The organism is Sneathiella chinensis (genome assembly GCF_012720115.1).
In the GTDB taxonomy this organism is placed as follows: Bacteria; Pseudomonadota; Alphaproteobacteria; order Sneathiellales; family Sneathiellaceae; genus Sneathiella; species Sneathiella chinensis.
Genome location: NZ_VNWN01000004.1, coordinates 372,963 through 384,857, shown reverse-complemented (window position 1 = coordinate 384,857; position 11,895 = coordinate 372,963). Strand labels below are relative to the sequence as shown.

General features: G+C 58.1%; 12 protein-coding genes and 1 tRNA gene. 5 read left to right on the top strand and 8 right to left on the bottom strand.

From position 1 onward, the window contains the following. Position 1: 1 nt before the first annotated feature. The 6 genes from glyS to FQB27_RS08380 all read right to left on the bottom strand — a co-directional run bounded on the left by glyS (position 2) and on the right by FQB27_RS08380 (position 5,226). On the bottom strand, positions 2 to 2,059 hold the full coding sequence (glyS, locus tag FQB27_RS08405) for a glycine--tRNA ligase subunit beta (protein WP_169560459.1): 2,058 nt from the start codon (positions 2,057 to 2,059) through the stop codon (positions 2 to 4). Next, positions 2,059 to 2,937, bottom strand: coding sequence for a glycine--tRNA ligase subunit alpha (locus FQB27_RS08400; RefSeq protein ID WP_169560909.1), 879 nt, complete (start codon positions 2,935 to 2,937; stop codon positions 2,059 to 2,061). Before FQB27_RS08400 ends, glyS begins: the two co-directional genes overlap by 1 nt. 105 nt (positions 2,938 to 3,042) lie before the next feature. After that, on the bottom strand, positions 3,043 to 3,261 hold the full coding sequence (locus tag FQB27_RS08395) for a hypothetical protein (protein WP_169560458.1): 219 nt from the start codon (positions 3,259 to 3,261) through the stop codon (positions 3,043 to 3,045). Between the two features lie 33 nt (positions 3,262 to 3,294). Next, positions 3,295 to 4,158, bottom strand: a complete 864-nt coding sequence (locus FQB27_RS08390; protein ID WP_169560457.1) for a S49 family peptidase — start codon at positions 4,156 to 4,158, stop codon at positions 3,295 to 3,297. 70 nt (positions 4,159 to 4,228) lie between these two features. Further along, the gene (locus FQB27_RS08385; protein WP_169560456.1) at positions 4,229 to 5,005 is read right to left on the bottom strand and encodes a tRNA1(Val) (adenine(37)-N6)-methyltransferase; all 777 of its coding nucleotides are present in this window, start codon (positions 5,003 to 5,005) and stop codon (positions 4,229 to 4,231) included. Beyond that, the gene (locus FQB27_RS08380; RefSeq protein ID WP_169560455.1) at positions 5,002 to 5,226 is read right to left on the bottom strand and encodes a putative signal transducing protein; all 225 of its coding nucleotides are present in this window, start codon (positions 5,224 to 5,226) and stop codon (positions 5,002 to 5,004) included. Before FQB27_RS08380 ends, FQB27_RS08385 begins: the two co-directional genes overlap by 4 nt. 153 nt (positions 5,227 to 5,379) lie before the next feature. Between FQB27_RS08380 and FQB27_RS08375 the strand changes: the two genes are divergently transcribed. From FQB27_RS08375 to FQB27_RS08365, 3 genes are all read left to right on the top strand, one after another. Next, complete coding sequence (locus FQB27_RS08375; protein WP_380683710.1) at positions 5,380 to 6,399, top strand: polyprenyl synthetase family protein; 1,020 nt, start codon at positions 5,380 to 5,382, stop codon at positions 6,397 to 6,399. A 90-nt stretch (positions 6,400 to 6,489) separates the two neighbouring features. Beyond that, a tRNA-Pro gene (locus tag FQB27_RS08370) sits at positions 6,490 to 6,566 on the top strand. Positions 6,567 to 6,676: 110 nt separating this feature from the next. Next, entirely contained in the window at positions 6,677 to 7,288 is a 612-nt protein-coding gene (locus tag FQB27_RS08365; protein WP_169560453.1) for a class I SAM-dependent methyltransferase, read from the top strand. Between the two features lie 36 nt (positions 7,289 to 7,324). Here FQB27_RS08365 and FQB27_RS08360 read toward each other — a convergent pair whose 3' ends face one another. Both FQB27_RS08360 and FQB27_RS08355 read right to left on the bottom strand, forming a co-directional pair. Further along, a complete protein-coding gene (locus tag FQB27_RS08360; RefSeq protein ID WP_169560452.1) occupies positions 7,325 to 7,651 on the bottom strand; it encodes an SMR family transporter in 327 nt (108 codons plus the stop codon). After that, entirely contained in the window at positions 7,648 to 7,998 is a 351-nt protein-coding gene (locus FQB27_RS08355) for a DMT family transporter (RefSeq protein ID WP_277346041.1), read from the bottom strand. Before FQB27_RS08355 ends, FQB27_RS08360 begins: the two co-directional genes overlap by 4 nt. Positions 7,999 to 8,119: 121 nt before the next feature. On the opposite strand from FQB27_RS08355, the gene FQB27_RS08350 reads away from it, so the two are divergent. Continuing rightward, a complete protein-coding gene (locus tag FQB27_RS08350) occupies positions 8,120 to 9,031 on the top strand; it encodes a LysR family transcriptional regulator (protein ID WP_169560450.1) in 912 nt (303 codons plus the stop codon). A 96-nt stretch (positions 9,032 to 9,127) separates the two neighbouring features. Next, positions 9,128 to 11,842 carry an ATP-binding protein gene (locus tag FQB27_RS08345; RefSeq protein WP_169560449.1) on the top strand — a complete coding sequence of 905 codons (2,715 nt, stop codon included), beginning with the start codon at positions 9,128 to 9,130 and terminating at the stop codon, positions 11,840 to 11,842. Positions 11,843 to 11,895: the final 53 nt, after the last annotated feature.

Genomic DNA, 11,895 nt, shown 5'->3' with positions numbered 1-11,895 from the left:
ATTAGCCCTCAATTTTCGAGAAATCCGCCAACTGATCGAGAGAGTTGCGAATTCCTGACAAGAGCCGGAGCCGATTGCCGCGTGTGGCCGGATCCTCGGCGTTTACGGTGACCCTGTCGAAAAAGGCATCGACAGGTTTGCGAAGAGTTGCGGCTGCCGTCGCGGCAACCTCGAACTCGTCTTTTCCAAGCGCCGCGGAAACGAGGCCGGAGACCTCCTCAATGCGAGCGAACAGGGACTTTTCATCCTCTTCTTGCAGCAGGGCCTCATCAGCCTGCTGATCGTAGGACACGCCGTCCTTCTTTTCCTCGATGCGCAGGATATTGGCTGCACGGCGATAGGCCACCAGAAGGTTGGCACCATCATCGGTTTCAAGGAATTCGGACAGGGCGCGTACCTGCGCCATCAGGCGCACAAGGTCACTTTGCGAGCCAAGCGCGAAAACCGCGCTGACATAATCGTGACGGACATTCTGTTCCCGAAGGTGGACCTTCAAACGGTCCGCGAAAAACGCCAACAGGTCATTCGCATCCAGCTTTTCATCAATGATCTGAAGATCATCGGCCGCTGCGAAAATCCTGTTGAGGGGCAGGCGCAATCCATTTTCCAGCACCAGCCGGATAACCCCCAGTGCCGCCCGGCGAAGGGCATACGGGTCTTTCGATCCTGTCGGTTTTTCGTCCATGGCGAAGAACCCGACAAGGGTGTCGATCTTGTCGGCAAGGGCAACCACCACACTGACCGGATCGGTCGGGCAGGCGTCGCTTGGTCCCAGCGGGGAATAATGTTCCTGAATGGCCTTGGCCACCGCCGGTTTCTCGCCGTCATTTTCCGCGTAATAGCGGCCCATCAGCCCCTGCAGGTCGGCAAATTCCCCAACCATCTCGGTGACCAGATCGGCTTTTGACAGCAGGGCAGCGCGTTCGCACTCAGCCGCATCCGCACCGGGTACAAAGGGGGCGATTTCACCGCAAAGGCGGACAATCCGATCAACCTTCTGACGGACCGTTCCAAGACGGGCATGGAACACCACTTTTTCAAGGGCGGGGACCCGCTCTTCGAGGGGGGTTTTCTTGTCCTGCTCCCAGAAGAATTTCGCATCGGACAGGCGGGCGCTCAAAACCCGCTCATTACCGGCGGTGATTTTCTTGCCGCCATCTTCGGCCCTAAGGTTCGCCACCGTAATGAAGCGCGGCACCATCTTGCCATTTTCATCCGCCAGAGAGAAATACTTCTGGTGGCTGCGCATGGCGGAAATCAGGGCTTCCTGCGGCACATCCATGAACTGTTCATCGATCTTGCCGATCAGGCTTTCCGGCCATTCCACAAGACCGGCAACCTCGGCCAGCAGGGCCGCATCCTCGATCAGGTGATAACCTTCTTCCCGCGCCAGACGGCTTGCATCGCGGTGGATGATTTCCTGCCGTTCCGCATCGTCCAGCACCACATAGGCGCTCCGCAGGCGGTCCCGATAGGAGGCGTAATCCTGCACCTCAATGGCCTCGGGCGCCATGAAACGATGCCCGAATGTGTGGTTGTTTGCCCGCAGATGTTCCCAGCCCATATCCACAACCGCGCCATCGAACAGGCACAGGATATTGTGGATCGGCCGCACCCAACGGGTCTTGTAGGCACCCCAGCGCATGGGCTTCGGCCATGGCAGGTTTGACATGACACGGGGCAGGATCGTTGCCAGCACTTCGCTGGTCTGGCCACCACGGGTTTCAATCACCGCGTAATAGAAGGCCCCCTTCGGGGTTTCCCGCTGTTCCAGTTGCTCGACCGTCAGGCCGGTGGACCGCAAAAATCCTTCCAGCGCCTTTTCAGGGGCACCAACCCGCGGGCCGCGGCGTTCTTCGGACTTGTCCGGTTGGGAGACCGGCAATCCATCGACCATCAGCGCCAGGCGGCGCGGGGTGGACCCGGTCTTGACCGCACCAAATTCCAGTCCGGCCTCTTTCAGTTCGGCGGTGACAAGGCGGGCCAGATCGTCGGCGGCCTTGGTTTGCATCCGGGCCGGGATTTCCTCGGAGAAAAGTTCAAGAAGAAGTTCAGCCATTATTTTGCCTCCCCTTCCAGATGTCCCCGGTTCCGCAGATATTGTTCCGCGCATCCCTTGGCAAGGGCCCGGACCCGGCCAATATAGGCGGCCCGTTCGGTTACACTGATTACGCCCCGCGCATCCAGAAGGTTGAACACATGACTGGCCTTCATGCACTGGTCATAGGCCGGAAGGGCAAGACCGGCCGCCAGAATCTGGTGGCACTGCTTTTCCGCATCCTCAAAATGACGGAACAGGATTTCCGGATCGGAATGTTCGTAGTTATAGGCGGAAAATTCCTGCTCGTTCTGCAGGAACACATCGCCGTATGTCACACCGTCATTGTTCCATTTCAGGTCCATCAGGTGATCAACGCCCTGCACATACATGGCCAGACGTTCCAGACCATAGGTCAACTCACCGGAAACCGGATCACAGTCAAACCCGCCGACCTGCTGGAAATAGGTGAACTGGCTGACTTCCATGCCGTCGCACCAGACTTCCCAGCCCAGTCCCCAGGCACCAAGGGTGGGGCTTTCCCAGTCATCTTCCACAAACCGGATATCATGGTTTTTCGGATCGATGCCAAGGGCATACAGGCTGTCCAGATAAAGCTGCTGGATATTGTCCGGCGACGGTTTCAGCAGGACCTGAAACTGGTAATAGTGCTGCACGCGGTTCGGGTTTTCCCCGTACCGGCCATCGGTCGGGCGGCGAGACGGCTGGACATAGGCGGCCTTCCACGGTTCCGGTCCAAGGGATCGCAACGTGGTTGCCGGGTGGAATGTCCCCGCCCCGACTTCCATGTCATAAGGTTGCAGGAGCATACATCCCTGCTCAGCCCAAAAATGCTGAAGGGTCAGGATCAGATCCTGGAAAGATGGCGCGGAAGCCAATTTATCCGCCATTATTACTGACCACACTATTGTTGACGCTAGGTGCGCCGCAACATAATGATCACATTCCCGCTGGTCAACCGGGCACTGTCATTCTGCGGGAATTCATTTTTCGCAATGATGACTTTCCAATGACGCAACGAAGGTGCCGCAATCCGGGCATTTCACCAGATCCGTATGGCCCTCTTTTCCCGTATCCCCTTTTTTCGCTGGTTTTCCATTGTCTTCACCCCCGTTTGACGGGGAGGACCGAAACAGGCGGGCAACAAGGAAAACAGCGCCTACAACGGCAAGAAGCAGAATTATTTTCACTGGTGACAGCATGGCTTTTTTCCCGAAATCATATCCCTGACCGAATCACAGGCCGTAACGGCTCCATTCAGATTCGCTCCGTGCCGCGCCGATAACGGCCCCGACACTTTCCGCCGCAATGGAATGACTGCCAAGCCCCAGCGTCCTCTGGATCCAGCTCCGCCGTCCTTCCAGCAGCTTGAACTTGACCTTGTCCCCATACTTTTCCCGCATGAAGGATCGCAAGTCCGCAATGCCATCGATCAGCCCCAGATCCTCGGCCCGCGGCCCCGTCCAGACATCCCCGGAAAACAGTTCCTTGTCTTTGCGCTTCTTCAGGCGCTCTCCCCGGCGTTCCTTGACGAAGGCCTTGAAATTGTCGTGGATTTCCGCCTGAAGTTTTTTCAGCCAGTCCACGTCTTCCTCTTTCTCCGGGCTGAACGGGTCCAGCTTGGCCTTGTTGTCGCCGGCCGCATGCATCCGCCGCTCAACGCCCAGCTTTTCCATCAGGCCCGTGAAACCGAACCCGGCGGAGATAACCCCGATAGACCCGATCACTGAATTCTGGTCGGCGTAAATCTCGTCCGCACACAGGCCCAGCCAGTATCCCCCGGATGCCATGACATCCTCGGCAAAGGCATAGACGGGAATTTTCTTTTCGTCTGCCAGTTGGCGGATCCGCTTGGCGATCAGCGAGGATTGCACCGGCGACCCACCGGGCGAGTTGATGGAAAGCGCAACCGCCTTCAATCCCTTGGTCTCGAAGGCGTCATTGATCAGCATGGCCATGTTGGCAAGATTGATCTGCTCACCGCGCAGCTTTCCCTGCCCCGGTGCAATCACCCCATGCAATTGCAGGACAGCCACAACCGGATCCTTGCGCCGGAACCGCTTCAAGGGTGTTTTTTCAATCAGGGAAGAAAGTTTCATTCTTTTCATGCCTCTCAAGCTACTTTACCGAACTTTACCGGCCTGCCTTACAACTGCGTTCATGATCTGCTTAATGGGCCGCCGGGTCAATCCCTGCCCCGTGCCGCAAAATTTTCTCTGCCTCATCCGTCGGGCGGCCATCGGGATGGTGCAGGACCAGCCCCGGCAACAATGTCAGCGGCCCCCGGTCTCCCTTGATCCCCCGGACGATCACCCGCTTGGCGGCGGCCCCAACCCCCGGCCACAGGGGCAGCACCTGCAGGCTGCCGCAGGTTTTCTCCATCTCCCGCAGGATCGTGGCAAGGCGGCTTGCCCGGTGAATGATGGTCACCCGGCCCCGTGGCCGTGCGCGGGCCGCGCAAAAGGCAATCCACGCGGACAGGTCTACATCCCCCTCCACATGGGCAAGGGACTTGATGGCATTGGGGGATTTCTGGGCGCGGCCTTCTTCATAAAACGGCGGGTTCGACAGCACATGGTCAAACCCGTCATTCAGGAAGGCGCGCCCGGACGGCCCCTCGATCCCCTTGAACGCCTTGCGGTCGGCAATATCAACGGACAGGATCGTCACATCCCGCTCCAGCCCGTTGGCGCGGGCATTCTCTCGTGCCTGCACGGCAAGGCTTTCCTGTAACTCCAGACCCCAAAGGCGGATGCCCGGCTCCCGATAGCGGGCGCACAGACCGGCGGTACCCACGCCGCACCCCACATCCAGCACTGACTGCCCCGGCGCAAGGTCCAGCGATGCGGCCAGCAGAACCGCGTCCGATCCGGCCCGAAACCCTTTTTCCGGCTGGGTGATCTGAAGTCGCCCGCCCAGGAAACCGTCCGTGGTCCACCCGGTCATGTCTGCTCCCGTGCCTCTCCGGGGACGATATCCTCCAGAATGCTGCGGGCGGCGGCTTCATGGGGGGCGCGAACCATGATCCGGCGCTGAACGGCACCGATGCTCCCCTCCAGAATTGAGGTATGCTCATCCAGCACAACAGCCCGGATATCCTCCGCTTCAAGCACGGAAACGATATAGGAAATTAGCACTGGATCGTTTGCCCGGATGAGTTCTATCACGCCGCTCTGGGTCCCCTTCTTGTTATCCGGCCGATACCATACCGGGAAAACTATTGAAAACCAAGGCCTTGTGCTGTTACTTGACCGTAAGTTACTTTAAGCTATGCTCACCGCAGATTCAGGCCCTTTGCGGCCCCAGTGAAAGAGGCAACTTTGTCAGTTTCAGTACAATTGGAAAACAAAACGTCCGAACCGGTAAAAGCATCGCTTCAGCCCCTTATGGACATTGTCAGACAAGACCTTGACTCCACCAACCAGATCATTCTGGACCGGATGCACAGCGAGGTTGAACTGATCCCCACACTTGCGCGCCACCTGATTGCCGCGGGCGGGAAAAGATTGCGACCGGTTCTGACACTGGGTTCTGCAAAACTCTGTGGGTATGACGGGGACCGGGCCCAGAAGCTGGCCGCCTGCGTTGAATTTATCCATACCGCGACGCTTCTGCATGATGATGTGGTTGATGAAAGCGACCTGCGCCGTGGCAACGAAACCGCCAACGTCCTGTGGGGCAATCAGGCCAGTGTGCTGGTCGGCGATTTCCTGTTCAGCCGCTCCTTCCAGTTGATGGTCGAGGATGGCTCCCTTGAAGTGCTGCGCATTCTGTCCACGGCGTCCGCGGTGATTGCCGAGGGCGAGGTTCAGCAGCTCATGAATGTGGGTGATGTGAACGTCACCGAAGAAAACTATCTGCAGGTGATTGCCTCCAAGACCGCAGCCCTGTTCGCAGCGGCCTGCGAGGTTGGCGCCGTTGTCGCCGATCGCAGCCCCGAGGAAGCAGCCGCCCTTCGCAATTATGGCAACGATCTTGGCATTGCCTTCCAGTTGATTGACGATGCCCTTGATTATTCCGCTGAACAGGCCGCGCTTGGCAAGACCATCGGCGATGATTTCCGCGAAGGCAAGGTGACCCTGCCGATTCTTCTGGCCTACCAGCGGGGCGATGCGGACGAGCGCGCCTTCTGGACACGGGTGATCGAAGCCGAACAGCAGGACGGCGATCTGGATCATGCCATGACGCTCCTTGCCCGGCACAACGCCCTTGGCGACACCTTTGCACGGGCGCGGGACTACGGGAACTCTGCCAAGAAGTCGCTGGATATCTTCCCGGACAGCCCGGTAAAGGCGGCCCTGATTGGCGCGATTGATTTCGCAATTGAACGCGCATACTAAAATCCTGCAATTTCTCGCTTGCACTTTATTGCGGATGGGGCTAAAAGCGCCTTCGCAGCGACGCTGAAACTTCAGCATCGCCTTTCTGGTCGGGGCGTGGCGCAGTCTGGTAGCGCACATCGTTCGGGACGATGGGGTCGGAGGTTCGAATCCTCTCGCCCCGACCATCTAAACTTTTCCCGTAAAATTCTCTCCCTCATATATTCACATTTCGGCAATCGCCAGCTTCTGCCTTTTCTGATACCGTCAGGCAAACAGGGCAGATCAGGAATGTGGTATGATTGGCGCAGTAACCAGCCTGTTCAGGCAGCGGATCGCGGAAAGAAAACACAAAAATTTCCCACGGCGTACGGAACGCATTGGCGACCTTCTGGAAAGCCTGATCCACGAACAGGGCCTTGCCCCGCAAAATGTGCTGGAAATCGGTGGCCGCCGTAATCCGTACAAGGCCCGCTTTGGGGACAGCGTCCAATACCGGAATATGGACTTCGTCAAAACCGGCGAGGATGTGATTCTGGGAGACATCACACACTGCCCTGAAATTCCGGACAACAGCTTTGATCTGGTCTTCAGCGTCGATGTATTCGAGCATATCCAGTATCCGTGGAAAGCCGCCAGCGAAATTTCCCGAATCCTGAGGCCCGGCGGCCTCACTTTTCATTCCACCCTGTTCGCATGGCGTTACCACCCCTGCCCGGCGGATTATTTCCGGTATACGCCGGAAGGCCTGAAGTCCCTGTTTTCCGACCTCACATGCGTCAGGGCCGAATTTGATGACACCGAAAGGCGGCGCAACATCAAGGGCAACGGGGATCAGGCGCTTGAACTGGATGCCTTTGGCGGCTGGCGGGAAAACTGGCGCGTCCATTATGCTGGACGGAAACGCTAACCCGCTCCCCGCCGCGCCGATCACTCTCCTTGCGGGTTACACCTCGCCGCCGACCTGCATCAGGCCGATCGCCACAATAAGGACGGCCAAGCCTGCGCAACTGGTGGCATTCAGTCGGTGACCAAACACAAGGCGGGTTGCCAGTGCCGTCCCGGTGATGGAAAACGCCCCCCACACCGCATAGGCCAGAAACAGGGGCAATCCCTTGACCGCCAGCGCCAGCAGGGCAAAGGCCATCATGATCAGGGCAACAGCCAGCACACCCCATTTCCGTCGGCGGAAGCCTTCCGAATGCTGCAGGGACAGGTTTGCCAGAATGTCCAGAAGAACAGACCCCGCCAGAAAACCGTAATAGATACTCATTCGCCTGCCTCCTGCTGGTAATGACCATAATTGACGATCACGATCCCCACGACGGCCAACACGATGGCGGCGGCCTGCAGGGGCGCGATATATTCATCCAGCACCCAGAACGAGATCAGCGCGATCAGGATCATGCCGAACCCTTCCCAGAACGCATTGGCCAGCGCCACCGGGATACGAAGCGTTGCCCGGCTCATCAGGGCATAGGCAAGACCGACCGTCCCGAGAGCGATCAGGGTGCCTATCACCTGATGGCCGTCCACCATCAGTGCTTTCATTGCCGTTGTTCCGATGACTTCACCAACAACGGCGAGCATCAAATAAACCCAATGCACAATTATCTCCATTGCAATTATTTTCACGATACAGCGCGATATTACAGGATGTTTTTGCTTGACCCTAATCGCTGAGCGTCAATAAAATTGTCACCACCTTCTTGCAACGGGTTCAAGACGACGGACACACCCCATGAGAATTGAACATCTGGAATATTTTGTCACCGTGGCCCGCCACGGGTCCATTTCCGGCGCGGCCATAGAACTGGAGCGTAATCGTAGCACCGTCAGCATGGCAATTTCCGCCCTTGAGGACGAACTGGACGCGACCCTGTTCCTGCGCTCCGGCAACAGCCTTGAACTGACCCCGGCGGGCGAAAACATTCTGGATGACTGCCACCGGTTGCTGTCGCTGGTCGATACGATCCGGCTACGATCCCGGATCAGTTCCGACCCGGAACAGAGCAGCCTCAGCATCGGGCGCGACGACGCCCTGCCCGAGGAATTCTGGCGCACTGTCATCCGCACCGTACGGCAGGCCCGTCCGGACCTGAAACTCAGCCTGCATTATGCCGGGCCGGAGGCCTTGTCCGATCTGATCAGCGAGGGCAAGCTGGACATCGCCTATTTCATGCCCCCCGAGCATAGCCGCATCAAGCCGGGGCTTTATGCCAAGGTGGTCACGAAGATCCGCATGCAAATGATGATTGCCCGCAATCACACCATGGCCCGCATGTCCTATGTTTCCGATGACGATCTGGTCAGCCTTCCGCAGATCACCTATATGGACGATACCTTAAGCGAACGCTTCTATCTTCAGGATATCAGCAACGAACGCATCGCCCTCAGCAGCTTTGAACTGGTCCGCGACGCCATTATTGACGGCCTTGGATGGGGATATGTGCCCGCCCCGCTGGCACTGGAGGCCGAGACCGGGGATATTGCCATGCTGTCCCATGGCCTCAATGTCACCTGGTATCCCTATGTCAGCTACAGCCGAGAGCCTTTAAGCGAAAAAGGGTTGCTGGGCTGGATCAACCGGCTGGTTTACACACAAATGAGCCAGTCCGGCATCCTGCAACAGCCGGACCAGACGCCAACCTGACCCGGCGGGCACGGGATCGCGCCCCCCTCCCCCATTAACATCTTGTTATCCTCTTGCCGGTACACTTCAAAGCTGTATGTAAAACCGGAGAGGTGAGTGACGGATCACACCCACAACGACAGATGGCGCCTGCTGCTGCTGTTCAGCGGCCTGATCCTGCTGGCGATTGTCTCTGCAATCCTGTGGGGGTGGGGACTTTATATCGCGGCCATCGCCCAGGACCGGAACAACCTTCACAATATGGCACAGGCACAAGCCCGCCTGATCACCCTGATTGCCCAGCATGAACTGGACTATCACGACATTTCCGCAGCCCATACCCCCATGGCCAGAGCCCTCATGGAAATTCTGGAACATGACACCGATTACGGCCTTTTTGGTGAAACCGGTGAAATTGTCCTGGTCAAGCTGGAGGATGGCCATATCATCTATCTGTCCGGCCGCTTTGCCCCGGCGGATGGCAGCCTTTTCAAGGTCCCCCTGACCGACAGCACAGACCAGCCTGCCATTCTGGCCCTGACCGGCCAATCCGGCACCATGATTACCCGGGACCAGCGCAACACCGATGTCCTGACCGCCTATGAACCGATCCCGCAGCTTGGCATGGGGGTCGTCACCAAGATCGACCTTGCCGAAATCCGCCGCCCCTATATTCAGGCCGCGCTGATTGAATCGGCCTTGACCCTGTCCCTGATTTTCATCGCCGGCCTGTTGACCTACCTGACCACAGCCCCGTTCCTGAAGCGGCTGTCCCTGCAAAAGAAAAATCTGCAAACCGCCAATGCGAACCTGACCCGGCAAAAGAAAATTCTGGCCGACAAAGAGGGGCGTTTTCGCGACTTCGCCATGATCGCGTCAGACTGGTTCTGGGAAATGGATGAAACCTTGCGCTTTTCCTATTTCTCGGAACAACTGGAGCCGGTGACCGGCATCGCCCCGACCGATCTTCTTGGCAAGGAACGCGGCGAAACCGAGCGCAATCACGCCTCCTCCGGTGAGTGGGGCCAGCATTTCGAGCTTCTGAAAGCCCGCAAACCCTTCAACAACTTCATCTACTCCACCCGGTCCGGCAAGGGCGGGATCATCTGGCTGCAAATCAGCGGCAAACCGGTCTTCAACGATAAAGGAGAGTTCCGTGGCTATCGCGGGGTCGGCTCCAACATCACGGACCGGGTTCTTGCCGAACGGGATACCATTGCCGCCAAGGAACAGGCACAAACCGCACAGGCCCGCCTGATGGCCGCCATCAACAGTCTGGATGACGCCTTTGTCCTGTATGACGAGAACGACCGGTTGGTCCTTTGCAACAATCACTACAAGGCGTTCTATGCCGCCTCCAGCGCCGTCATCGAACCCGGCAACAGCTTTGAAAGCATCATCCGCTATGGCGCCGAGCGCGGCCAGTATGAAGACGCCATCGGCCGTGTCGAGGACTGGGTGGCGGAACGCATGGCCTTTCATCGCCTGCCCCATGCCGAACTGGAACAGAAACTCAATGACGGTCGCTGGCTGAAAATTTCCGAGCATTCGACGCCGGACGGGGGCCGTGTGGGGTTCCGGGTGGATATCACCAAACTCAAGAATGCGCAGGAACAGGCGGAAATCGCCAACCGGGCAAAATCCGAGTTTCTGGCCGCCATGAGCCACGAAATCCGCACCCCCATGGCGGGCATTCTTGGCCTGACCGACTTGATCCTGAACAGCGACCTTAGCAGTGAACAGCGGGACTGGACCGAAAGCGTCAGAAAGTCCGGGGAAAACATGCTGGCCATTCTCAACGACATTCTGGACCAGTCGAAACTGGAAGCCGGCAAGGTCACGCTGGACCCCAAACCCTTTCATCTGGAAACCCTTGTCACCGAAACCGTTGACCTGTTTTCGGCCAAGTTCAAGCAGAAGGGCCTGCAGGTCAGCTGGTCACTGGACAGCGCCCTTCCCGACACCATCAGCGCCGACCGCCTGCGGGTCGGGCAAATTCTGTCCAACCTTGTTGGCAATGCCCTGAAATTCACCCAGCAGGGCAAGATCACCATCACCGTCCAACCGGAACAAGGCCCGTTCGGCACCCCGCCACTTGTCCGGTTCGAGGTCATGGACACCGGCATCGGGATCAGCAGCGAAAACCTGAGCAGGCTTTTCCATCCCTTCTCGCAAGCCGACAGTTCCATCTCGCGGGAATTTGGTGGCACCGGCCTTGGCCTGTCCATTTCCAGAAAACTGGCCAGATTGATGGGCGGGGAGATTGGCGCTGAAAGCAGTCCGGGCAAGGGCAGCACCTTCCACTTTACCATTGCGGCAAACGCTGCGGAGGCGCCTCCTACCGATGCCGACGCCACTAACGGTGCTCAGACGCGAAAGGACCGCCCCCGCCCCAACAGTTGGCATGCAAGCCGCCCCCTTCACATTCTGGTGGTCGAGGACAATTTCATTAACCAACAGATCGTCAACAGCCTGCTCGGTCGGCTGAACCACCGCCTGACCATCGCCGAAAACGGGCTGGAAGCCACCCGGCTTGTAGAGGAAACCACGTTCGACCTGATCCTGATGGACGCCCGCATGCCTGTCATGGACGGGGAACAGGCAACCCGCGTTATCCGCGCCATGCCCCCGCCCATGGCAGACATTCCCATCATTGGCCTGACCGCCGACATCATCGAGGACAATATCATCGCGTATAAACAGGCCGGAATGAACGACGTCTGTGAAAAGCCTATCAACCTGCCGGCCCTTCTGGAAACCATCAACCGGGTGCTGGGCGAGGATATTCATGCAAACCGCAACCACGAAGTATCCGCGGAGGGGGCCTCATAAATACCTCGCTTCCCACTCACGGCTTCCCTCATGCCCCATGCCACATGCCGCCT